The sequence below is a fragment of the Mesobacillus sp. genome (assembly GCF_057785455.1).
The window spans coordinates 153,082-177,348 of record NZ_JBYNSB010000023.1; the positions used below are offsets into that span (position 1 = coordinate 153,082).

Here is a 24,267-nt window from a genome sequence, read left to right on the forward strand (position 1 = left end):
TTGGATTTGCACACTTTCTCGATTTTTTCACGGTATGATAGATATAAGTTTCTATTTTTTGTAAAAGGGGAGGCAGTACGCGTGTCGACAACAGAAAATATGATCAAGCTGGCGGTTAATGGCGGAATTGATTTTGGTTCCAAACTGAATGCCAAACAGCTTATTACATTGGCAAAGTATTTAAATGATGAACAGGAGCTCGAGCTGACGACCTTTCAGCAGCTGTATATAGAAATTCCAGAGGGCCGCAGGGAAGAGGCGATGGCCGAGTTTGAACAGGCAGGGCTCAGCTGCTATCCTGTCGGAAATTTTGTGAAAAGCCTGCGTACCTGCAATTTCTGCAAGGGAGCAGAGGAAGAAGGGGTGCCTGTTGCGATTGAATTGAACAACAGAATTGCAGGCACGCCTGTTCCGTTCACCTTAAAGCCTGCCTATACGGGATGCCCGGTTGGCTGCGGGGAGCCGCTGATCAATGATATTGGCATCATGAAAATCCAGGAAGGCTATAACCTCTATGCTGGAGGCAAATCAAAGGGCCAGGATGCTGAACCGGGCACCCTGCTATTTGAACAGCTGACTCCTGCACAGCTTTACGAAAAAGTCGAAAGACTCCTCGAAATCTATAAGGAGCACGGGAAAAGGCGCGAAACGATGAATAAATTCATGAAGCGCTTTGGCAAAGATGAGCTTGTGAACCTGCTGAAGTAATAGATGAAAAGTTTTAAATCATTAATATTGGAAAAGAATAAGCATAAGGCTTCCTTGAGGGGTTGCCTTATGCTTTTTTAGGCGGTGGCTGTAATATGGATTACTCTTTGTTTGCAAGGTTGATCAAAATAGGCGGTATCATATTAATCTCAATTTTTTCCGTGCTCTTCATCACCGGGTTCATCACCGGAGAGACGGATTTGATGAGTGAAATCTACGAGAAAATCGGGACAATGGCTGAAATTGCGGCGATCGCGGCCTTTGCCCTCTGGATTTCCAGGCTTACGCTCATGCAGCTGAAAAAACGGAAGCTTCCTTTTGTAAAATGGCTTCAGCAATTATTTAAGTTTTTAAAGGAACATCATACCTTGATTGGCTGGGCTGCATTTACAGCGGCACTCGCTCATGGGTCTTATTTTTTCCTGCAGACATCGGAAGAAATCGAGAGCATCTACAGTGGTTTGGCAACCTTCAGTATATTAGCTGTCCTTGTCGCTATCGGCATTATTTTAGATAAATGGGGGAAGGGGAAGAAATACCTTAAATATAAAAAAATCCACCAGGGAACCGCGATTTTGTTCGGGATTGCCCTGGGGATTCATTTGCTGTTTGGGTAAGATGTAATATTGTTGGGTTAGTGTACATTGAATTGTCCCATCATGCCAGCATCTTCATGTTCGAGAATGTGGCAATGATACATGAACAGTCCTTTATGGTCAAAGGTGGCAATGGCTTTGACCTTTTCTCCTGGGGCGACAAGGATTGTATCCTTCCAGCCTGCTTCATTTGGCGGAGGCGGGCTGCCGTCACGCTCCAGTATCCGGAATTGAGTTCCATGAGCATGGAAAGGATGCGCCATACCCATCATTCCCATCCCTTCGTTTGAAATTTCCCATATCTCCGTATCATGAAGCTTTAGCTCCTCGTCTATCCGGTCCATATCCATCTGTTTGCCGTTGATGCTTACATTGCGGCCCATTCCCTGCATGACAAACTCCCTTGTCCTGGCCGCCTTTGAGAGATCAGGATCGGGAAGGTCGACGAGCTGGGATGGAATTTCATCAGGTCCGGACTCATCGCCACTGACGATAAACTTCATGAATGGAGTCCCCTGGTCGGTCAGTTCCACCGTTCCACCTTCTTTAAAGCTCGAGAAGTCGACAATCAGTTCAGCTCTTTCGGCCGAGCTTAGTATTAGCTTGTTCAGCTCAACCGGTTCTTCAAGCAGGCCGCCGTCCGTACCAATCTGGTAAAATGGCTGGCCATTATCCAGAGCGAATTCGTAGATTCGGGCATTCGATCCATTTAATAAACGAAGCCGTACTTTTCCTTTTGGAACCTCTACATAGGGATTGATCGCTCCATTTACCATAATCGTATCACCCTGAAGCCCCATCATGACATCATGCATGCTGAGCTCATAATCAAATTGTCCGTTTTCATCCAATTGCTTGTCCTGGACAATGAGCGGAATATCGTTCACGCCATAATCCTTTGGAAGATCAAGCCTGTCGCTTTCATCATCATCGATTAAAAATAACCCGGCGAGGCCTTTGTATACATGCTCGCCTGTTTTATGCAGAAGATGAGGGTGGTACCATAGGGTTGCTGCATTCTGTTCGATTTTAAATTGTGGATTCCAGGTGGTATCGGGCTGGATGCCGGAATGCGGACCGCCGTCCTGTTCCCCATCAACCTCCAATCCATGCCAGTGGATGGTTGTCGCTTCATCAAGCTCATTTTTCACCTTGATCGATACATCATCGCCTTCATGCACTCGGATGACCGGACCTAAATAATTGCCATTATATCCAAATGTATCTGTCGCTTTCCCTTCAATGAATTCCATTTTTCCTTTTTGGGCAACCAACGTAAATTCAGCTTTATGCTCAGCGGGGTTTTCATCCTTTAACATAGGCGGAATCGGCAAGGGTTTCGCGCCTTCTGCAAAGGAATTATTTTTCATATCCTCAGGTGAGCTTGAATCGCCGTCCATCATATTTCCCTGTCCGCCGCCCATCATGCCATTACCAGCATTACCGGGCATATTTCCGTTCATGCCGCCCATATTCCTCATGAAAAGCCAGCCGCCCGCAATGATCACAACGATAATAATTCCAGCTATCCAGCCAAATTTTTTCATGGCTTTGGACCACCTCCTTTTTAGATAGTATCACTGAACTCGTATGCAGTATTCTGTATACCTCGCCATGTATTTTATATTTAGTGTTTCTTGATTGCAACTGAAAGGCCGGCAAATGGATAAATATGCAGATTCTGTGGAGTTTATTTGAAGTTAAAAGTGGTAGTGGAATTGGAAGTGAGGCTAAAAGGAGATAAAAATATTTTACCATCAGCAACAGATTAACGATGCCTTTTATCTTAGAAGTAATAATAAACATCAATAATTGTCAGGCGGCGATTTTAAACAGGCGACTGAGCGCACTCTATAAGTGTGGAAATGAAATAAAAGGAGGATTGATTTTGAAGGATACAGAACTGAATGAAAAAGTAATGGTCCCACAAACAAATAAAGAAAGGCTGAAAATTATTGCCGTGCTAGCCATCCCGGCTGTAATCGAGAATTTTTTCCAGACGATTCTCGGGTTTGTTGATACGTATTTCGTTTCGAAAATCGGTCTTGCTGAAGTTTCAGCAGTGGGAGTCACGAATGCCGTTTTGGCAATTTACTTCGCATTATTCATGGCAATTGGAGTTGCCGCGAATGTAAGGATTGCAAATTTCCTAGGAGCTAACCTCCCTGAAAAAGCACGGCATATTTCCCAGCAGTCTATTGTTCTCGCAGTGATATTCGGTGTGTTAACAGGAATCATTACCTTGCTCTTTGCAGAACCTCTGCTGAAGCTGATGGGGATAGAGGATGATGTCCTCAAGGCCGGAGCGCTTTATTTCAGGGTAGTTGGCATCCCCTCCATCTTTATGAGTTTGATGTTTGTATTAAGCGCAATCCTCCGGGGCGCTGGGGATACGAAGTCGCCGATGAAGGTAAGCATTGTTATTAACATCGTAAATGCTGTACTGGATTACGTCCTTATTTTCGGTTTTCTGTTCATTCCTGAAATGGGGATCGTCGGAGCAGCCTTGGCAACGGTTTTTTCCCGCTTAATTGGAAGCGCAGCATTGTTTTATTATGTGAATCGGACGAAAACCCTTGCCTTCCGCAGAGATTACTGGAAAATCGATAAGATACACTTAATGGAGCTAACTTCTCTCGGAGCCCCTGCAGCGGGGGAAAGGCTTGTGATGAGAGCAGGCCAAATTGTCTATTTTGGCTTTGTTGTTGCACTTGGAACCAATGCGTTTGCAGCTCACCAGATTGCGGGCAATGTCGAAGTTTTTTCTTATATGATTGGCTACGGCTTTGCCACTGCGGCTACTATTCTGGTCGGACAGCAGATTGGGGCAGGGCGGCTGGAGGAAGCAAAACATTATGCGAAATTGTCCACATACCTAACGATTGGATCAATGACAATTCTGGGTGCCCTCCTCTTTTTTCTCGGTAAATGGGCAGGAGGATTTTTTACCGAGGATCAGCAGGTTGTTGAGAATATCGGGACAGCGCTGAAGATCTCTGGTGTTTTTCAGCCATTCTTAGCTGTGTTAATGGTACTTACCGGTGTATACCAGGGTGCGAATAATACCAAATTCCCTATGTACCTGACAGGCTTTGGCATGTGGGCAGTACGGACTGCACTTGTTTATTTGCTGGGCATTAAGCTGGGCTGGGGACTGGCTGGCGTATGGATTGCGATTGGCGTGGATATTGCATTTAGGGCTATCGTACTTGCTATCCAGTTTAAACGAGACAAATGGATGGCGCTGGAAAAGGCGCCGGATCCTGAGTCATACTGCCATCCGCAGACTGCGAAGGAAACCATGTCAGCCTGTGCAAACAACTATTAATGTCGGCATACAGCAAAAGCTGTGTGCTTTTTTTGTTTTGGATAAATTTCAACACGACTGGAGAGAGATAATAAGTGTAACATCATTTCATTAATTGATAAGGATGTCATCATGGCTCTTTCCATCTATCTATCCCTAGCAATTCTGCTGCTGCATTTTGCTTTTTATATGAAAAAACCGCTTAGCTTCCTGCAAAGCTCACTTATATTCATGATCATTGCGACAATCACACGCCAATGCATCACCTTGATGGCGATGGAGTGGAAGCTGATTCATTTAACTGAGGAATACTGGCTTTTCATCTGCCTGCTGCTTTGCCGAGAGCTGTTTACACCGATGATCACGGTGATTTTTGCAAACTATTATGTTAGGTCTGGAACGGCATTCAGGAAAGCTGCAAGTTTCATTCTATCGCTTCTGGTGCTGCTGGCATTCAACTACCTGGCAGTCAAATTTGAGATCATCACCTACAAGAACTGGAATTTCTTCTATACCATCCTGATGAATGCTGGCTTTTTGCTGGTTGGACTTGGAGTCTTGAAGCTGACATTTTTTATTGAAAAAAAGGAGAACCCCCAGCATGAAAGTATATGATACGGCCTTTAATCAAAACGAATGGTTCGTGATTGGCAGCATCATCGTCCTGAACCTGGCAATCTTGCTGATGCCAAAGATTTTCTCGAAGCTTGAGGCTTTGGGTTTCTATATTTTTGGTATTTACACAGGGCTGTTTTACGACCATACGATCAGCATCAAGCCTTGGGACTATTATGATGTCAATGATACCTCGTCCTATCAGTTCATCGATTTCCTCAGCTATATCATGTACGGACCGTTCGGCTATTTCTTCCTTTATTTTTATGCAAAATGGAAACTCAAAGGCTTCTCAATAATTCCCTATATCCTGGTTTGGTCAGGTTTTTCCCTGCTGATGGAATGGATTGGTCTCAAGGTCGGCCTTTTCCATTTTGATAAAGGCTATAAAATGTACTTCTCATTTCCAATTTACTTGCTGTCACAGACCATGCTGCTGCTTTTTTACCAGCTTGCTGTGAAAAGGCATTATGGGGACCCCTCTGATGTACCAATGGAAAATAAATGAAATTTCCCTTATAATACTAGAGCTAAAGTAATTACTAAGGGGTATCGTTATGGTAAAACTGGGAACCATCCGCCTGGCACAGACGGTGGTGCAATACATATTGGGCGTGTTCATTTTCATTATGATTGGCAGCCTGCCGGTTCTGCTCAGGGATTTGACGTTTGATATGGAGGGTTACATCACCGGCATCAAGGATCTCTCAGTTAAAATCTTCACCTTGAACAGCCTGACCTATGATGGGGAGCATGATCTGCTGCCGGCCGTCATCGACAGGTATTTTTATTCTTTAAAGACATTGACACTTTCCTTCATTTTTTCCGTCATCCTTGCGTTCATTCTTTCCTGCATCATTGTCCTTTTCCTGAAAAATAAGAAAGACTATATTTTGAGTTTCATAGAAATAATCCGCACCATTCCGGATATTGTAGGCATTTTCTTGCTGCAGTCGATCTTTATCTGGATCAACAAAACATATGGCTTAAAGCTTGTCCAGACGGTTTCGCTCGGGTCGGAAAATCAGGCCTTTCTGCTGCCGCTTCTTAGTTTGAGCCTGCCGATTTTTCTGTTCCTGACTCAGGTCATCGTACTGAAAATTTTTGAAGAGCTGGATAAGCAATATGTCGATTTTGCCAGGGTGAAGGGCTTGTCTTTTTTCTATCTCCTGAACGTCCACGTGATCCGCAATATCATATACGATTTACTCAGCCACTTTAAAACCATCATCTGGATGATGCTGTCGACGCTCGTCATGGTCGAATACATTTTCAACATGGATGGTTTGATGATGTTCAACATCAAGCATATTACCATTGAGCTTTTTGTTTTTAGCTGTATTTTATTCTTTACGCCGTTTTTTATCATTTATCGATTGATCGATTTGCGCGGCAGGGTAGGAAGGTAAATCTATGGCCTCTTTATTGAAAAAGAAGAAATTTATCTTTGGTGCGTCCTTTTTGATTATTTTGATGACGCTAAGCATATTGAACACCGTTCTGAATGACGGCAAAATCCGCCAGGAGCAATTTTTTTATGATGACAATGGCAATCTGGAAAAAGCTCCGCCGTTCAAGCCATTCGATGTCTTTCCTCTTGGTTCGGATATGTACGGGTATGATGTGCTCCATACGGTTGTTGAAGGAGCGAAGTATTCGATTGGCATCACGCTGATTGTCGCAGTGTTCAGGCTGCTCTTTTCCATCCTTTTCAGCTATCTGCTGTTCCGGATTTCCGCCAGGAGCTTTAAGTGGATGAAAACCCTGGCAGAGCCGCTTTCGTTTTTCCCGCAGACTTTGATTGCTTATTTTTTGCTGCGAACAGTCGTCCTCTATACAATTGATGGCTTCCACCATCCATTTTGGGTGCGGGCGGTGTACGAGTTCATTATTCTGATTGTGGTGGCTCTTCCGGCACTGACCGTCCAGCTTATCGAGCAAAAACGGAGGGTGTGGAACGAGGAATTCATCGAAGCTGCCATCACGCTTGGCGGCAGCAAACGCCATATCTATTTTAAGCATATCCTGCCACATCTATATGAAGAGTGGATCCTGGTTTTCGGCCAGCAATTCTTGCAGGTGTTGACCCTGCTCGTCCATCTCGGTGTCCTCAAGGTCCTGTTTGGCGGAACCGTCCTTGGGTTCGGTTTTGGCGGTGGTGATCCGCCTTCGTCCGTCACACACGAATGGTCGGGACTGATTGGCCTGAACCTCCGCTTTTTGCGTGTCTACCAATGGATCATCTATGTCCCGATTGCCTTTTTTACCATGACCGCCCTGAGTGTCGCGATGATCAATAAGGCCTTGAGTGATTGGTTCAAGGAGAAGGAATCGGTGAGGCGGAATAGAGGGATTTAAACTGGGATGTCCAAGGTATACTACATTGGTACTATAAAAATAACCCGTTTGATGAATGGGAATGGCAGAGAGTATCTGTCATAATAATTCCAACAAAACTCTTTATGAGTTTGGCCCATCATTGGCTAGTGGCACCCCCATTTGGCCAGTGAATGGGTTTTATTTGTGTTTCGGGCAATCTCGGGATAAAATTAATTTACTGAAAATTCTAAACTAAAGGAGGAGCCGGCTTGGACCAGGCACACTCACAGAAAAGAGAAAAGTATTCGAAGCTTTTCATGAGCTCTATTTCAATGATTGGATGGTCTCTTATTTTCTTGTCATTGATAAAATTGGAATCTATAGATGAGCCGATTATTCTTTCGCTGTTATTCATCTTCCTCCTTGTCAGCGAATACTATCCAATGCCTGTCTGGAGAGGGCATACTGCGATTACCTTTCCGATTATTTACGTAGTCTTTTTACTCTACGGTTTTTCTTACACGGCCTTGATTTACGCAGCAGCGGTGCTGGCTGTCAATCTTGTGCATCGGCGGCCGCTCAGGACGGTATTTTTTAACCCGGCCCAGCTTGTGCTCAGTTTTTATGGAGCTGTCATGATGGTTCCGCTCATACAGCCTTTACTAGAAAAGCTTTCTTTAAAGCCCATTGCCGAAGGTATTATAGAATATTTTTTGCTGCTGGCAGGCTATCTTGTCCTGAATAATCTGATCGTCGATTTTGTGCTAATGATCCGCCCGCAGCCTTATTCTTTTTCTCTATGGAAGCATAAAACACTGACAGAGCTCAATAGTGCCGCAATCTCGCTAATTTACGGAATCACACTTTATGTAGTAGGGAGCCAGAACAGAGGCGAAATCGACGTCTTTGCATATTTCTTCTTTTTTTCACCTCTAGTAGGGATTTCCTTGCTTAGTGCAACGATAGCCAGGCTGAAAAAAGAAAAGAACCGCCTCAAGATGCTTTTTTCGATTACGACAGAACTGAATCAAAAGCTTCCTGCACAGGATTGGCTGTATGCGCTGAAGGGGAGCTTCCATGAACTGATCGGCGCAGATGCCAGCCTATTGTGGATTAAAAATGATGGAGACTGGGAGCTTTGCTATACAGACGGCAGGATAATCCCGGACTGCAAGCTGAAGACCGGCGGATTTGCGGAATTTGCCGGTATGAAGCATCCAATTATTTATAATGACCGCAAAAATGATGGAGGAGTGGCGGCAGCCTGCTTTGAAGAGGATGTAAAGGCCTTCGTATATACGCCGCTTGTCATTGAAAATGAAACCATTGGCATGTTTGTCATCGCCCGAAGCCGGACGAAGAGCTTTCAGGATGATGATGTCCAGTCCATTGCCACACTGGCGAACCAGCTGGCAGTGATCATCAAGACGAGAATGCTTTTTACCGAAAAAGAAAAGCGGATACTGCTTGAGGAACGAAACAGGATTGCACGTGACATCCATGATGGAGTAGCACAGACACTTGCTGGAGCAGTAATGAAACTGGAAACTGCGGGAAAGAAGTTCACTAAGAACCCTGATGAAACAAGAAGACTGATCGACCAAAGTGTGCTGGGCCTTAGAGATAGTCTGAAGGAGGTCCGTGAATCAATCTATGCACTTCGGCCTTATCCAACCGAAAGGGCCAGCCTCGCACAAGCGATCCTTCAGAAAATCGAAGCAATCCAGAAGGAAAGCAGCCAGGAAATTCAGCTTGAAATCAGGGGAGAAGAGCAGCAGCTCAGCATGATGGTGGAAAAGATCCTTTTTGATACCTTCCAGGAGAGCCTGCATAATGCAATCAAGCATTCTCGTGCTGAAAGAATCGAGGTGCTGCTGAGCTATCAAACAGAGCATATCTTATTGAAAATCAAAGACAATGGCCAGGGATTCTCTCTGTTCCAGGCGATGCTCAAGGCAAGAAATGAGCCCCACTTCGGGATTTTGCAGATGAATGATGCAGCCGAGAAAATCAATGCAACCCTGCAAATTGACAGCAAGGAAGGAAGCGGAACAGAAGTATCGATCACAGTTCCAAAAATGGGAATCGAGGGAGGAATCATCAATGATCAGGCTCATGCTAGTGGATGACCATGCCGTTCTCCGCGATGGCCTGCGGAATATCATTTCCGTTGTAGAGGATATCGAAGTGGTAGGGGAGGCCGTAACCGGCGAGGATGCACTCGTACAGGTGGAAAAAAGCCGGCCGGATTTGATTTTGATGGATATCAATATGCCGAATAAAAATGGAGTAGAAGTAACGGGGATCCTGAAAAAGAAGTATCCGCACATCAAGATTCTTATGCTGACGATGCACAGCCATGAGGAATATTTCATGTCGGCCATTCGCGAGGGAGCGGACGGCTATTTATTGAAGGACTCACCATCGGATCAAGTCATTGAGGCAATCCGTACAGTCGCCCGGGGTGAATCGGTCATCCACCCATCCATGACAAGGAAGCTGCTTGCCTTCCACCAGCAGAAACAGACTGAACAGGAGGACACCAGTCTTACCGAGCGTGAAAAGGAAGTCCTGCTTTGCCTCGTAGAAGGACTCAGCAATAAAGAAATAGCTGACCGATTGTTCATTAGTGACAAGACCGTCAAAATACATGTCAGCAAAATCTTCAAAAAGCTAAACGTCAAAAGCCGGTCCCAGGTCGTTATCCACGCCGTCCAGCACCAGCTCGTCCCCATCCCGCCCACAACCCCACCACTTTAACACTGCAAAGCACCGGGGGTCAGACCCCCGGTACGGTGATGCGGTAAAGCGGTGGGGGTCTGACCCCCAGCGGTTTAACGTGTTAAAGAGTCCTTGTATGGGGCTCTTTTTTGTTTGGAGCTGGGTTTTACTACTTTAGTAGTATTGAAATTTAGTACGGAGGTTATTATTTTTTACCCCTTATGCAGAATGGTTTTAGTGTAAATATTGTGGGAATATTAAGAAAAATAGCTGAGGAGCTGAAATATGTGAAGTTAAAGTCTGGATTTTTTTCTTTTATTCTCTTGGCCGTTATGGTCTTTGCCTTGATCGTCCCCCCAACCCCGACGAAGGCGATCGAGCCAGTTAAGGCGGTTGTTGATGCCGATTTAACGAAGGCACTTTTGACTGCGATTGCCCCAGTCGAGGCAATTGTAACATTCAAAGGCAACGGGGGAGTCCTGCCTGAACAGCTCGACCTTTTGGAGAAAACAGGGATCACAAAAGGAGTCACACTCACCAGCCTTCCGATTGCCGGAATCCTGGCAACAAGGGCCCAGATTGATCAGCTTTCCCAAAGTGATCAGATCCTCTCAATCTATCTGAATAAGAAACTGCAATATCAAAATGCTGAAGCAACGGATATTACCGGCGTAGATAAAGTACGTACTGATGAAACCATGAGAAAGCTCAATGGCGGCTTGCCTGTGACTGGAAAAGGGATTGGCGTCGTGATCAACGACAGCGGCGTCGATGGAACACATAAAGATTTGGAGCTCGGCAGCCATCTTGTCCAGAACGTATTGGGTGCAACAAATTTGCACGCGATAGATTCCCTCTTGCCAATCACATACGTAGAAAACGTCCCCAACACTGACACGAGCTCTGGCCACGGTACCCATGTCGCAGGGATTGTTGGCGGAACAGGTGCGATGTCAGGCGGCAAATATGAAGGAGTTGCCCCTGGTGCCAGCCTTATTGGATACGGTTCCGGAGCAGCTGTCGCCATGCTTGATACGATTGGCGGTTTTGATTACGCCCTGACACATCAGCAGCAGTACAACATCCGGGTCATCACAAATTCCTGGGGTGACACCGGTGATGAAGGGACAGACTTTGATCCGTATAACCCAATTAACATTGCGACAAAAAAACTGTATGACCGCGGCATCGTAACGGTATTCTCAGCCGGAAATTCCGGTCCGGAAGCCAAGACAATCTCGGGCAACTACAAAAAAGCACCTTGGGTGGTAACCGTGGCGGCAGGTGATAAATCTGGAAAGCTCGCAGATTTCTCCTCACGTGGTGAAGAGGGAAGAGGCGGAGAAGTCGTGATTGAAGGAGAGACCTGGAAATGGGCAGACCAGCCAACCGTTACATCCCCGGGTGTCGATATTGTTTCGACAAGAGTCATCAGCCCGATTCCTGTGCTGGGGGCAGCTGACGACGTTCAATATATCGAGCCAGCTTACATTCCTTATTACACGACAATGAGCGGGACTTCAATGGCAGCTCCGCATGTTGCAGGTATCATCGCCTTAATGCTTGAAGCCAATCCAATGCTGTCGCCTTCCGAGGTAAAAACAATTCTCGAACAAACAGCGACTGCCATGCCTGATTATGCAGACTGGGAAGCTGGTGCGGGATACGTCAATGCTTATGGTGCAGTCAATGCATCTTTCCAGCTAAAGAATTAAAAAAGCCAGTTTTCGAGGATTTTTAAAAAAATAGATTGAAAATGAGAGGAGTCTACAATGAAACGCTTTGTGTACCTTTTAATTGCCCTGATGCTAATTTTCCCTTCCTTTATGGCCCAGCCCAAGGACGCTGGCGCTGCTGAAAGCGGTTCAGCAGTTATCGACCCGCTGATTGCCAAAGCGCTTAACACAGCCAGCTCACTTGAAGTTATCGTCACCTTCAAGGGGGATGGAGCCCCAAGCAGCTCACAATTGTCCCTGTTAGAAACGCTCGGTATTCAAACAGGTATCAGCATGAAATCCCTGCCGATTGCAGGTGTCATTGCGTCAAAGGATCAAATAGAAAAGCTTGCAGCAAATCCAGATGTGCAATCCATCTATCTTAATAAGAAGCTTTCGTATTTCAATGCAGACGCAACAGCCATCACGGGTGTTGATAAAGCGAGAACGGATGACAGCTTCCGCAAGGCGAACGGCGGACTGCCAGTTTCGGGAAAAGGAATAGGCGTTGTCGTAAATGACAGCGGAATAGACGGTACACATAAAGATCATGAGCTTGGTAAAAATCTTGTCCAAAACGTATTGGCGTCGACCAATCTAAATGCACTTGCACCAGGCTTGCTTCCAATCACCTATCAGGAGAACGTCCCTAATACTGATTCCAATTCCGGCCATGGGACACATGTTGCTGGAACAGTTGGCGGAACGGGCGCAATGTCAGGAGGAAAATATGAAGGCGCTGCACCAGGCGCGGACTTGATTGGATATGGATCAGGTGCAGCATTATTTGTCCTTGACGGCATCGGCGGCTTTGACTATGCAATTACACACCAGCAGCAGTACAATATTCGCGTCATCACAAATTCCTGGGGTTCTTCAGGTGATTTCGACCCTAATGACCCAATCAATATCGCAAGCAAAAAAGCCTTTGACCGTGGAATTACTGTTCTTTTTGCGGCTGGCAATGAAGGTCCTGGAGAAAATACGCACAATCCGTACGCAAAAGCGCCATGGGTCATTTCTGTCGCTGCCGGTGTAAAGGATGGTACGCTGGCAGACTTTTCATCCAGAGGAACGAAAGGTACTGGCGGAAATTTTACAATGGATGGCCAGGAGTGGACCTGGAAGGATGAACCGACAATCACAGCCCCTGGAGTTGATATTGTTTCAACACGGGTGCTTGCGCCAGTTTCAACACTTGCAGCCGATCAGGATGCACAGACAATTGAAACGGCATATCTGCCTTACTACACAACAATGAGCGGAACATCAATGGCTACACCGCATGTGGCAGGCATTGTTGCCTTGATGCTTGAAGCCAATCCGCTGCTTTCACCGGCTGAGGTGAAGCAAATCCTTGAACAGACCGCTACTAATATGCCAGGCTATGAAACTTGGGAGGCAGGTTCCGGCTATGTCAATGCATATGCTGCCATAGATTCAGCATTCAATAACACTCAATACGGTGCAACTGTTAACGCGGCACAAAGCTTTTACAGCAATGTCAAGTCTTCAACTGAGCGCAAGGATTTCACAGTAAACTATAACCCATTAACGTTTATTTCTGACAATAAGTACGAATTTACAGTTGAAGAAGGGATGTCCAGCCTGGTTGCTAAAGTGGATGGTGCAGGTGTCATCGAACAGACGGGCAACCCGATCAATCTGGTGCTGATTGCCCCGGATGGAACGGAATACAGCTCAGGCGTCAGCCTGCTGTTCCCGCTCTATTATGATCGGACTGTATCTGTTACCTCGCCCGTACCAGGCAAATGGAACGCAGAAATCCGCGGTATTCGCGGTGCGGATGCCAACCCAATCGGCATCGGCCTTCCCGAGACGGTAAAAGGGGAGCTTGCCTTCACAAAGGTCAGCGGCTTTACAGGCTTGAATGATATTACCGGTCATCCAGCGTCAGATGCGATAAAAATGGGCGTCAGTGAACGATTATTTGATGGTTATTCAAATGGTGCCTTCAAACCTGATTCACTTTTAACAAGAGCTGAGCTCGCAAAATATTTGGTCATGGGTGCTGAAATCAAGCAGTCACTGCCGAAGACTCCAAGCTTTACTGACGTTTCAGCTGCTGACCTTCCTTTTGTCGAAGCAGCAGCGGCCAGGGGCGGAGCCTTCCGCGATCAGCAGCACATCCAGCAGGGTGTCATCCTGCCGAAAGCAGCCGGCAAATTCGCTCCAAAGGATGGAGTCACGCGTGCTGAGCTAGCCTACTCGCTCGTCCAGGCTTTAGGACTGGAAAAAGAAGCAAAGGAATTCACGGGTGACCTGACTGTCCAATATAAAGACCAGAGAATCAAGATTGCCGATGCTTCAGAAGTTCCGGAGAATCTTAAAGGCTACGTCCAGCTGGCATTAGACCTCAACATTCTTAATGCGAAATTTTCAATCACCCAGGGACCATACGATTTAACACCTAAGGTTTCAGCAACCTTCAGTCCATCGGTGAAAAATACCCGCGGCGACTTTGCGGTAGCAATGACACGTTACTATAATGCTTTCCTAAAATAAGGTAAAATGAGAACAGGCCCAGGCGGTCTGTTCTTTTCATGTTCATAGAAAGCCAGAATAATAGGAGTATAACTAATGCAGCAAATAAAAGCCGTATTCTTCGACCTTGATGGTACTCTGCTGGACCGCGATACAAGTTTGAAAAAATTCATTGCGAATCAGTACGATCGTTATCAGCAAGAGTTCAGCCAGATAAATAAACAGCAATTCATCAGCACTTTAATCGAGTACGATTGCCGCGGCTATGTATGGAAGGACAAAGTGTACCGCCAGCTTTTAAAAGAGTTCAGCGTGGCCGATTTGACCTGGGAGGAACTACTCGAGGACTATCTAGTAAACTTTCAAACGTTCTGCACCCCATTCCGAAACGTTCGGAAGGCCCTTGATACGCTTCGGACTAACGGAGTGAGGCTCGGCTTGATATCCAATGGGAAAAAGCAATTCCAAAGGGCAAATCTCCATGCACTGGGAATCGCGCAGCACTTTGATAGCATTTTGATATCAGAAGAAATCGGGATAAGAAAGCCAGATCCAGCCATCTTCGAACTCGGAATGCAGCAGCTTTCCGTTGCGCCGGAAAACAGTGTCTATGTAGGCGACCACCCTGAGAATGATGTCAAAGCCTCCAGGGAAGCAGGAATGATTGGGATTTGGAAGCGTGATCCTTATTGGAAAGCGGCCGAGGCTGATTTTATTATCGAAGATTTGGGAAAGTTAATCGAAATCGTTTTGAAGGGAGCTGCTGAGAATGGGAGATTTTGAGGTGAGGTATCTTTCTCCGTCAGTGGAAGAGTATCTCCAATTGCGCAGGGAAGCCGGCTTGAGCAGCAAATCGGTAGAAGCCGCCACAGTCGGCCTGGGAAACTCGCTTTTTTCAGTGACTATCTTTAACGGATCTACGTTAATTGGAATGGGGAGAATCATCGGCGACGGCGGGGCTTTTTTTCAAATTGTCGACATCGCGGTCAATCCGGGTTACCAGGGAAGGGGTCTCGGCAAGCTGGTGATGAAGGAGCTGATGGCCTATCTCGACGAGCATACATATGAAGGCTCGTATGTCAGCCTGATTGCGGATGAGCCTGCGAACAAGCTATATGAGAAGTTTGGGTTCACTTATACTTATCCTGGATCTTTTGGGATGCAGAAGAGGTACTAAGAATCGGAATTTACTGCTATTTTTACAAAATATAGTAATTATGAATACTACTTGTCATCTATTAAAAATAGTAGTATATTTTTCCCACAACGATATTGTTTAATATTGACAGATTTGGTTTTTCCTAAGGTTTCGGGAGGGATGGATTATGGATATTTATGTTGCCAGGCAGCCGATTTTCGATATAAATGAGAGAACAGTAGCATATGAATTACTCTACAGAAGCAGTGCGGTCAATAATTATCAGCATACGAATGGCGATCAGGCGACGACTGATGTCATTGTTAATAGTTTCTTAAACATTGGAATCAATGCATTGTCTTATGGAAAGCCGTGCTTTATTAATTTTACAGAGAAGCTGCTGAAGCTTGGTGTGCCGTCCCATTTCAATCCATTATCCATCGTTGTAGAAATCCTTGAAACAGTGGAAATTAATGAAGAAATCCTGGCGATTTGCAAGGAATTGCAGGAACTTGGCTATACGATTGCGCTTGACGATTTCTTTGTATCCGAATGGAATGACCTTACAGTTCAATTGCTCGATTATGTGAAACTGATTAAAATTGATTTCCGGACCACTACCCGCAGGGACAGGCAGGAAATCATCAGGTTTATTAAAGGCCGGGATATCAAGTTCCTGGCGGAAAAAGTGGAAACGATTTCAGAATATGAAGAAGCAAAGGAAGACGGTTTCGAATATTTCCAGGGCTTTTATTTCAGCAAGCCTGTCATCCTGAATAGCTATGACATCCCGTCATACTATCATTCATACCTGCAAATAATAAATGAGATTGAGAGTCCTGATCCCGACATAGAGAAAATCAAGGATGTAATCGAGAAAGACCTGTCTCTTTCCTATAAACTGCTAAGACTGATCAATAACCCGGTTTTCAGGCCACGAAATGAAGTCTCATCAATAAAACAAGCGATTGTCCTATTAGGCCTGAATGAAATCAAAAAATGGATTTATGTGTTAATGATACGGGGAGTTGACCAGGGCAGGGCAGATGGCTCAAAGGAAAAAGAAATCATCGAGCTGTCGCTCAAGCGCGGCAAGCTGGGCGAGCTCATCGGCAGGAAGGTGGGCAGGGAAGTGCTTGCGTCGAAATATTTCCTGCTCGGAATGTTTTCGCTGATGGATTCCTTGCTGCACCTCCCAATGGAGAGTTTATTAGAGGACTTGCCTTTAAGCAATGAGCTGAAAGCAGCCCTCTCCGGTGAAAAAAACGATGAATACGCCATGCTGCAATTTTTAAAAGAGATCGAACATGCCTTTCATGAAGGCGGAGAATTAGAATTCAATCCAACCGCGATGCAGCAGGAAGAACTTTTCCGTCTTTACGGAGAGGCAAGTGACTGGGCAACGAAGGTCTTGACGGAAGTGGCTGTATAAAGGTGAGCATGCAAGGGGAACGGTCCTATTGCATGCTTTTTTGCATAACAAAGAAGATTCTTGTAACTCGACAGTAAAAAAGCTATATTCATACATATAGATATTTATGCCGTGTGCTTACGAAGAGCTTTTACAAATAAACGAGGTGTTAACAGTGCTGAAATACTTATCCGCACTTTTCCTTCCAGGATTCATGGTCGTTTTCCTGACCAGGGTTGCCTATAACCATGTCCTTGCGCTCGTGTTGATTGTAGCGCTGATCGCTGCGTCTGTGTATAAAGGGTATACTGATTCATTTTTGCTGATTGTGGTTGACGCTTTTTCACTTACTGTGGGTTTCTTTTTTGCCAATAGAATGATGAACAAAAATCGGAAGCCGAAGGGAGAAAGTTAATCTCTCATACTGGAGTAAGATAAATAAGAGTTTACCTATAGTTCATGCCTGTCGAATCCTGTTCGGCAGGTTTTTTTATACCGCAGAAGTGCCGGAGCGGATTCAATCAAACATTTGATTAACGAAGCTTCGACTGGCTTCTGCACCATTCGCTGCCAGGAAAAATTTAAATTCGAATGTTTGTTCGCTTTTTGTTGGTTTGTTTTGCATGCTTTGTGGTAGAATGAGGATATGACTTTTTGACAACTGTGAAAGACTTATATAGATGAAAGCTTTTTTTCGTGTCCGGAAAAAACACGAAAAGGGCGAAGCTGAAATAAATTTTACAGGAGGCTTTTCTGTGAAGGACCAATTTGAATTAGTCTCAAAATATTCCCCTCAGGGAGACCAGCCTGCGGCGATTGCAGAGCTGGTAAAAGGCGTTCGCGAAAACAAGAAGCACCAGACGCTTCTCGGGGCTACAGGAACGGGCAAGACGTTTACGATTTCCAATGTGATCAAGGAAATCAACAAACCGACGCTGGTCATCGCCCATAACAAAACACTGGCTGGACAGCTTTACAGTGAGTTCAAGGAGTTTTTCCCGAACAATGCTGTCGAGTATTTTGTCAGCTACTACGATTATTATCAGCCTGAGGCCTATGTGCCGCAGACGGATACCTTCATCGAGAAGGATGCGAGCATCAATGATGAAATCGATAAGCTGCGCCACTCGGCGACATCTTCCCTGTTTGAGCGCAAGGATGTCATCATCATCGCCAGTGTATCCTGCATCTATGGCCTCGGTAATCCAGACGAATACCGGGACATGGTTGTTTCCTTGAGGACAGGAATGGAGATCGAGCGCAATAAATTATTGCACCGTCTCGTCGATGTGCAGTATGAGCGGAATGATATCGACTTCAAGCGCGGTACTTTCCGAGTCCGCGGCGATGTCGTGGAAATCTTCCCGGTATCCCGTGATGAACATTGCATGAGGATCGAATTTTTTGGTGACGAAATCGACCGCATCCGCGAGGTGGATGCGCTGACCGGCGAGATTATCGGCGAACGCGACCATGTCGCGATTTTCCCGGCATCCCACTTCGTTACCCGCGAAGAAAAAATGCGGATTGCGATCGAGAATATTGAAAAAGAGCTGGAAGAGCGCCTTGAAGTGCTCCGTGCTGAGGAAAAGCTCCTGGAAGCCCAGAGGCTTGAGCAGCGCACAAGATATGACCTGGAAATGATGCGTGAAATGGGCTTCTGTTCTGGTATCGAGAACTATTCGCGCCATTTGACGTTAAGGCCTGCAGGAGCAACTCCTTATACGCTCCTCGACTATTTCCCGGATGACTTTTTGATTGTTGTCGATGAGTCGCATGTTACATTGCCGCAAATAAGGGGAATGTTTAATGGTGACCAGGCTCGTAAGCAGGTGCTTGTCGATCACGGTTTCCGTCTGCCATCGGCGATGGACAACCGCCCGCTGACGTTCGCAGAATTTGAAGAGCATGTCAGCCAGGCGATTTTTGTCTCGGCTACTCCTGGCCCATATGAATTGGAGCATACTCCTGAAATGGTCCAGCAGATCATCCGTCCGACCGGTCTGCTTGACCCGACTATTGATGTAAGGCCGATCGAAGGACAGATCGATGACCTGATCGGCGAAATCCAGGACCGTGTCAAACGCAATGAACGTGTCCTCGTTACGACATTGACGAAAAAAATGTCCGAGGATCTCACAGATTACCTGAAGGAAATCGGAATCAAGGTACAGTACCTGCATTCAGAGGTCAAGACACTTGAACGGATCGAGATTATCCGTGAGCTCCGGCTCGGAAAATACGATGTCCTCGTCGGCATCAACCTGCTGAGGGAGGGGCTCGACATCCCTGAGGTTTCCCTTGTCACCATCCTTGATGCGGATAAGGAAGGCTTCCTCCGTTCCGAGCGGTCACTGATCCAGACAATCGGGCGTGCAGCGAGGAACGAACGCGGACATGTCATCATGTATGCAGACAGGATGACCGATTCAATGGAAAAAGCAATCAGCGAAACGAAGCGGCGCCGTGAGATTCAGGAAGAGTACAATGCGAAGCATGGCATCACCCCGCAGACGATCCAGAAGGCAATCCGAGACGTCATTCGTGCAACGATTGCTGCCGAGGAGCAAGAAGATTACAGCCCGGCAGAAGGCCTGAAGAAACTGAACAAGAAAGATCGCGAGCAAGTAATCTTAAATATGGAAAAAGAAATGAAGGAAGCGGCGAAGGCACTCAACTTCGAACGGGCTGCCGAGCTGCGTGACCTCATACTTGAGTTGAAAGCGGAAGGATGACGATAACATGGCTATGGATAAATTGATCGTTAAAGGCGCCAGAGCCCATAATTTAAAAAACATAGATGTCACCATTCCGAGAGATAAGCTTGTGGTGCTGACAGGGCTTTCCGGTTCAGGGAAGTCCTCTCTGGCATTCGATACCATCTATGCGGAAGGACAGCGCCGCTACGTCGAATCCTTATCGGCGTACGCGCGCCAATTCCTTGGCCAGATGGATAAGCCGGATGTCGATACAATTGAAGGATTGTCCCCGGCAATCTCGATCGACCAGAAAACGACGAGCCGGAATCCGCGTTCCACAGTTGGGACAGTGACAGAAATCTATGATTATTTGCGTCTGATGTTTGCCAGGGTAGGACGCCCGGTCTGCCCGGTGCACAATATTGAAATTTCCTCACAGACAATCGAGCAAATGGTTGACCGTCTGCTTGAATATCCGGAAAGGACGAAGCTGCAAATCCTTGCACCACTCGTATCCGGCCGCAAAGGGACACATGTCAAGGTGCTTGAAGATGTGAAGAAGCAGGGCTATGTTCGCGTCCGGATTGATGGTGAAATGTATGACATTGGTGATGATATCGAGCTTGAGAAGAATAAAAAGCATTCGATAGAAGTCGTCGTTGACAGGATTGTTGTCAAAGAAGGAATTGCTGCCCGTCTTGCTGACTCCCTTGAATCAGCCTTGAGACTTGGTGAAGGCAATGTCCTGATTGATGTCATGGGAGAAGAAGAATTGATGTTCAGCGAGAATCATGCCTGCCCGATTTGCGGCTTTTCAATCGGTGAATTGGAGCCAAGGATGTTCTCATTCAACAGTCCTTTCGGCGCCTGCCCTGAATGTGACGGTTTAGGTGCGAAGCTTGAGGTTGACGTTGATCTTGTCATTCCTAACAAGGACCTGACACTGAACCAAAATGCAATTGCCCCATGGGAGCCGACAAGCTCACAATATTATCCATCGCTCCTTAAAGCGATCTGCAACCATTACGGAATCGACATGGATGTTCCGGTAAAAGACCTGCCCGATAACCAGATGGATAAGATACTTTATGGTTCAGGCAAGGATCGGATTTATTTCCGTTATCAAAATGACTTTGGACAAGTCCGGGAAAACTACATCGTTTTCGAGGGTGTGCTCAAAAATGTTGAGCGTCGTTATAAAGAAACCGGCTCAGATTATATCCGCGAGCAGATGGAAAAGTACATGGGCGAGCATGCCTGCCCGACATGCAAAGGCTACAGGCTGAAGCGCGAAAGCCTCGCTGTCCTGGTCGACGGACGCCATATTGGCGAGGTTACCAGGTTATCAGTTGAGGAAGCCCACCAATTTTTCCAGAGCCTGCAGCTTTCAGAAAAAGAAATGAAGATTGCCAACATGATTTTCCGTGAAATTACGGAGCGTCTTGGCTTCTTGATCAACGTTGGACTGGATTATCTGACGCTCAGCCGTTCTGCTGGTACGCTGTCCGGCGGTGAAGCACAGCGTATCAGGCTCGCCACCCAGATTGGTTCGCGCCTGACAGGCGTTCTGTATATCCTCGATGAGCCGTCCATCGGTCTCCATCAGCGGGATAATGACAGGCTGATCGACACGCTGAAAAACATGCGCGACATCGGCAACACGCTGATTGTCGTCGAGCATGATGAGGATACGATGCTGGCAGCAGATTATCTGATCGATATCGGCCCTGGAGCAGGTGTCCACGGCGGGGAAATTATATCTCAGGGGACGCCTGCAGAAGTGATGGACGATCCAAACTCGCTGACAGGCCAATACCTATCCGGAAAAAAATTCATTCCGCTGCCGATTGAGCGCCGCAAGCCGGATGGACGTTTCATCGAAATTAAAGGGGCGAAGGAAAACAACCTTCGCAACGTGAATGTGAAATTCCCCCTTGGAACGTTCATGGCTGTTACAGGAGTATCCGGTTCCGGTAAAAGTACGCTGATCAATGAAATTCTTCATAAATCACTGGCAATGCAGATCCACCGTGCCAAAAGCAAGCCTGGTGAGTACAGGGAAATCAAAGGTGTCGAGCAGCTCGACAAGGTCATCGATATCGACCAGTCGCCGATCGGCCGTACACCTCGTTCCAACCCGGCAACCTACACGGGAGTATTCGATGATATCCGTGATGTATTTGCTTCAACGAATGAAGCGAAGGTCCGCGGCTATAAGAAGGGCCGCTTCAGCTTCAATGTGAAGGGCGGACGCTGTGAAGCCTGCAGAGGCGACGGAATCATCAAAATCGAAATGCACTTCCTGCCGGATGTTTATGTCCCTTGCGAGGTCTGCCACGGCAAGAGATACAACCGTGAAACGCTGGAAGTTAAGTATAAAGGTAAAAATATTTCCGATATCCTTGATATGACGGTGGAAGCAGCTGTCGAGTTCTTCGCCAACATTCCGAAGATTGCCCGCAAGCTGCAGACAATCTATGATGTGGGCCTTGGTTATATCACCCTTGGCCAGCCTGCCACGACCCTTTCCGGAGGGGAAGCGCAGCGCGTCAAGCTGGCATCCGAGCTGCACCGCCGCTCAACCGGCCGGACGCTGTATATCCTCGATGAACCGACAACTGGACTTCATGTCGATGACATCGCCCGCCTGCTCGCTGTCCTTCAGCGGCTTGTTGAGAATGGCGATACCGTCTTGGTTATCGAGCACAATCTTGATGTCATCAAGGCAGCCGACTATTTGATCGACCTAGGGCCAGAAGGCGGAGACCGCGGCGGTACGATTGTCGCCTCCGGAACGCCTGAACAGGTAGCCGAGGTTCCAGAATCATATACCGGCAAATACCTGAAACCAATCCTTGAACGCGATTCCTTACGGATGAAGAAGGATATCACCGAAAAGGAAAAAAGCACGAGCAATGCTTAATATTTGGAATAACTCTTCCCTTTAATGAGGGGAGAGTTATTTTTTTGTGGTATTTGGATGTTGCTGCTTCTGTTGGAATTGGAAAAAATCATGTGTTTTTTCCAGTTTGCGGGATTTCGATAAAGTTTTGCGGAATTGAAGGGGGAATTTGCGGGATTTCGACATAAATTTGCGGAATCGAAGGACGTTTTTGCGGAATCTTAAAGAAAGCTGCGGTATCGAAAGGTGTATCGTAGTGGAATTTTGAAAAAAATAAGCTGCGGAAACGCAAGATATTCAATAAAAGGCTGCAAAATCGAAAGGTATAGTTGTGGAATTTCGAAAAAAATAGCTGCGGAATTTCGAAAAAAAGTAGCGGAAACAAACGGCATATTTGCGGATCCTTAGGCAAAAAAGCGGCAGAATTAATGAAATATTGGTCTGAACCTATGAGTACCTCCTCCGAAAAAAACTAAAACAGGCCCGCAAGCTTAGCAGCCCTGGGCCTATTTCTAATTTTTATATTATAAACCACCAATCACTTCAAATGGATCGGCTCCATAGCTGGATTCAGCGCCTCGAAATGATAATCATGTTCCTTTAGATAATTCAGCAAAGCCGGGAGCTGCAGAAGAGTTTCTTCTCTTTCATGAAGGAGGATGACAAGCGGTTCCTGTTTGTCTGTATGCTTTTCTACCTGGGCGATGGTATTCGCGACCAATCTTTTATCCCGGTAGAACCAGTCCTTGCTGTCGATGCTCCAATCCCACATTTGATAGCCTTTATCGGCAACTGCCTTTTTATAGGGCTCTTTCATGTATGGTGCGCTTCCGTATGGGGTGCGGATTAAATCGGAGTCTATTCCTGTAATTTCTTTGATCGTGTCCAGTGTCTGTTTCATTTCTGCTACAACTGTTTGCGGCGACTGGTAGATTTTACTTTTATCGTGCGTTACTCCGTGTGCCCCAAGGCTGTGTCCTTGCTGGGCCATTTTTTTAACTGCCTCGGGAAAATCTTTCATATTTCCATCAAGCATAAAGAATGTGGCTTTCGCATCATACTCATCAAGCAATTCTAGAATCTGATCGGAGACCTTGTGTGGGCCATCATCGAAGGTGAGATAAACCGTTTTTTCATTAGAAGGAACTGATGGAGTTTCGACTGCGAATCTTGGAGAATTCGAATCTGCTGTTTTTAACATTTGTGCTGTCCGGCCCGTTGCATATTCCATTTCCCCAGGCGGGCTTAGGACCTGGATTTTTTTATTCGCAGGCTGGCTGGCAACGGCAGAGGTAGAAGTAACAAGGCCGCCAATCATACAGATTAATACACACCATTTTGCTGTTTTCTTTTTCAAACTTGCCACTTTGCATCCCTCGCTGAATTATTCTTGATGATTTTCATCAATAATGACGTATGTATTTTAACAAATGTTACAGTAATATTTCTCTATGTTTACAGAATAATATTTTAGTAGTTTGTTTTAAATAAGCAAATAGTGGAAATACCTATATTTTTTGTTCAAGGAACTTTCAGATCTCTGTACAGGGTTTGCAATTCATTTGTCGAACATAAATAAGAAAGAAATGAAACTTCCCGGCTTCTGCAGCGTATTACTTGCTAAGGAGTTG

Annotated in this window: 19 protein-coding genes; 17 read left to right on the forward strand and 2 right to left on the reverse strand. The window is 46.1% G+C overall.

Annotated features, from left to right (window positions below):
• Positions 1–81 precede the first annotated feature (81 nt).
• Both AC3EBE_RS08840 and AC3EBE_RS08845 read left to right on the forward strand, forming a co-directional pair.
• Entirely contained in the window at positions 82–708 is a 627-nt protein-coding gene (locus AC3EBE_RS08840; protein ID WP_488594651.1) for a nitrite reductase, read from the forward strand.
• A gap of 95 nt (positions 709–803) precedes the next feature.
• Positions 804–1,325 (forward strand): hypothetical protein, encoded by a 522-nt coding sequence (locus AC3EBE_RS08845; protein ID WP_488594652.1) that lies wholly within the window; start codon positions 804–806, stop codon positions 1,323–1,325.
• A gap of 17 nt (positions 1,326–1,342) precedes the next feature.
• On the opposite strand, the gene AC3EBE_RS08850 is transcribed toward AC3EBE_RS08845, so the two are convergent.
• Positions 1,343–2,851 (reverse strand): multicopper oxidase family protein, encoded by a 1,509-nt coding sequence (locus AC3EBE_RS08850; RefSeq protein WP_488594653.1) that lies wholly within the window; start codon positions 2,849–2,851, stop codon positions 1,343–1,345.
• 371 nt (positions 2,852–3,222) lie between these two features.
• Between AC3EBE_RS08850 and AC3EBE_RS08855 the strand changes: the two genes are divergently transcribed.
• From AC3EBE_RS08855 to uvrA, 15 genes are all read left to right on the forward strand, one after another.
• The gene (locus tag AC3EBE_RS08855) at positions 3,223–4,632 is read left to right on the forward strand and encodes an MATE family efflux transporter (protein ID WP_488594723.1); all 1,410 of its coding nucleotides are present in this window, start codon (positions 3,223–3,225) and stop codon (positions 4,630–4,632) included.
• Positions 4,633–4,743: 111 nt separating this feature from the next.
• Entirely contained in the window at positions 4,744–5,226 is a 483-nt protein-coding gene (locus AC3EBE_RS08860; protein WP_488594654.1) for a hypothetical protein, read from the forward strand.
• Positions 5,213–5,734, forward strand: a complete 522-nt coding sequence (locus AC3EBE_RS08865) for a hypothetical protein (RefSeq protein ID WP_488594655.1) — start codon at positions 5,213–5,215, stop codon at positions 5,732–5,734. Before AC3EBE_RS08860 ends, AC3EBE_RS08865 begins: the two co-directional genes overlap by 14 nt.
• 49 nt (positions 5,735–5,783) lie before the next feature.
• Positions 5,784–6,635 carry an ABC transporter permease subunit gene (locus AC3EBE_RS08870; protein ID WP_488594656.1) on the forward strand — a complete coding sequence of 284 codons (852 nt, stop codon included), beginning with the start codon at positions 5,784–5,786 and terminating at the stop codon, positions 6,633–6,635.
• 4 nt (positions 6,636–6,639) lie between these two features.
• A complete protein-coding gene (locus AC3EBE_RS08875) occupies positions 6,640–7,584 on the forward strand; it encodes an ABC transporter permease subunit (RefSeq protein ID WP_488594657.1) in 945 nt (314 codons plus the stop codon).
• A 230-nt stretch (positions 7,585–7,814) separates the two neighbouring features.
• Positions 7,815–9,674: a GAF domain-containing sensor histidine kinase gene (locus AC3EBE_RS08880; protein WP_488594658.1), complete on the forward strand. Its 1,860-nt coding sequence runs from the start codon at positions 7,815–7,817 to the stop codon at positions 9,672–9,674.
• Positions 9,649–10,305, forward strand: a complete 657-nt coding sequence (locus AC3EBE_RS08885) for a response regulator (RefSeq protein WP_488594659.1) — start codon at positions 9,649–9,651, stop codon at positions 10,303–10,305. The genes AC3EBE_RS08880 and AC3EBE_RS08885 overlap by 26 nt, the downstream gene beginning before the upstream one ends.
• Before the next feature lie 248 nt (positions 10,306–10,553).
• Entirely contained in the window at positions 10,554–11,981 is a 1,428-nt protein-coding gene (locus tag AC3EBE_RS08890) for a S8 family serine peptidase (RefSeq protein WP_488594660.1), read from the forward strand.
• Between the two features lie 57 nt (positions 11,982–12,038).
• Positions 12,039–14,507 carry a S8 family serine peptidase gene (locus tag AC3EBE_RS08895; RefSeq protein ID WP_488594661.1) on the forward strand — a complete coding sequence of 823 codons (2,469 nt, stop codon included), beginning with the start codon at positions 12,039–12,041 and terminating at the stop codon, positions 14,505–14,507.
• Positions 14,508–14,582: 75 nt separating this feature from the next.
• Positions 14,583–15,269, forward strand: a complete 687-nt coding sequence (locus AC3EBE_RS08900; protein WP_488594662.1) for an HAD family hydrolase — start codon at positions 14,583–14,585, stop codon at positions 15,267–15,269.
• Positions 15,256–15,663, forward strand: coding sequence for a GNAT family N-acetyltransferase (locus tag AC3EBE_RS08905; RefSeq protein WP_488594663.1), 408 nt, complete (start codon positions 15,256–15,258; stop codon positions 15,661–15,663). The genes AC3EBE_RS08900 and AC3EBE_RS08905 overlap by 14 nt, the downstream gene beginning before the upstream one ends.
• Before the next feature lie 148 nt (positions 15,664–15,811).
• A complete protein-coding gene (locus tag AC3EBE_RS08910) occupies positions 15,812–17,056 on the forward strand; it encodes an EAL and HDOD domain-containing protein (RefSeq protein WP_488594664.1) in 1,245 nt (414 codons plus the stop codon).
• Between the two features lie 154 nt (positions 17,057–17,210).
• On the forward strand, positions 17,211–17,450 hold the full coding sequence (locus tag AC3EBE_RS08915; protein ID WP_488594665.1) for a CsbA family protein: 240 nt from the start codon (positions 17,211–17,213) through the stop codon (positions 17,448–17,450).
• A 340-nt stretch (positions 17,451–17,790) separates the two neighbouring features.
• Positions 17,791–19,770, forward strand: a complete 1,980-nt coding sequence (gene uvrB, locus AC3EBE_RS08920) for an excinuclease ABC subunit UvrB (protein ID WP_488594666.1) — start codon at positions 17,791–17,793, stop codon at positions 19,768–19,770.
• 7 nt (positions 19,771–19,777) lie between these two features.
• Positions 19,778–22,657: an excinuclease ABC subunit UvrA gene (gene uvrA / locus AC3EBE_RS08925; RefSeq protein WP_488594667.1), complete on the forward strand. Its 2,880-nt coding sequence runs from the start codon at positions 19,778–19,780 to the stop codon at positions 22,655–22,657.
• A gap of 517 nt (positions 22,658–23,174) precedes the next feature.
• Here uvrA and AC3EBE_RS08930 read toward each other — a convergent pair.
• Positions 23,175–23,993, reverse strand: coding sequence for a polysaccharide deacetylase family protein (locus tag AC3EBE_RS08930; protein ID WP_488594668.1), 819 nt, complete (start codon positions 23,991–23,993; stop codon positions 23,175–23,177).
• Positions 23,994–24,267: the final 274 nt, after the last annotated feature.

Bases quoted from the DNA above. Each gene is read 5' to 3' on its own strand.
- AC3EBE_RS08845 (WP_488594652.1), top strand. From the start codon at position 804: ATGGATTACTCTTTGTTTGCAAGGTTGATCAAAATAGGCGGTATCATA.
- AC3EBE_RS08850 (WP_488594653.1), bottom strand. From the start codon at position 2,851: ATGAAAAAATTTGGCTGGATAGCTGGAATTATTATCGTTGTGATCATT.
- AC3EBE_RS08855 (WP_488594723.1), top strand. From the start codon at position 3,223: ATGGTCCCACAAACAAATAAAGAAAGGCTGAAAATTATTGCCGTGCTA.
- AC3EBE_RS08860 (WP_488594654.1), top strand. From the start codon at position 4,744: ATGGCTCTTTCCATCTATCTATCCCTAGCAATTCTGCTGCTGCATTTT.
- AC3EBE_RS08865 (WP_488594655.1), top strand. From the start codon at position 5,213: ATGAAAGTATATGATACGGCCTTTAATCAAAACGAATGGTTCGTGATT.
- AC3EBE_RS08870 (WP_488594656.1), top strand. From the start codon at position 5,784: ATGGTAAAACTGGGAACCATCCGCCTGGCACAGACGGTGGTGCAATAC.
- AC3EBE_RS08875 (WP_488594657.1), top strand. From the start codon at position 6,640: ATGGCCTCTTTATTGAAAAAGAAGAAATTTATCTTTGGTGCGTCCTTT.
- AC3EBE_RS08885 (WP_488594659.1), top strand. From the start codon at position 9,649: ATGATCAGGCTCATGCTAGTGGATGACCATGCCGTTCTCCGCGATGGC.
- AC3EBE_RS08895 (WP_488594661.1), top strand. From the start codon at position 12,039: ATGAAACGCTTTGTGTACCTTTTAATTGCCCTGATGCTAATTTTCCCT.
- AC3EBE_RS08900 (WP_488594662.1), top strand. From the start codon at position 14,583: ATGCAGCAAATAAAAGCCGTATTCTTCGACCTTGATGGTACTCTGCTG.
- AC3EBE_RS08905 (WP_488594663.1), top strand. From the start codon at position 15,256: ATGGGAGATTTTGAGGTGAGGTATCTTTCTCCGTCAGTGGAAGAGTAT.
- AC3EBE_RS08910 (WP_488594664.1), top strand. From the start codon at position 15,812: ATGGATATTTATGTTGCCAGGCAGCCGATTTTCGATATAAATGAGAGA.
- uvrA (WP_488594667.1), top strand. From the start codon at position 19,778: ATGGCTATGGATAAATTGATCGTTAAAGGCGCCAGAGCCCATAATTTA.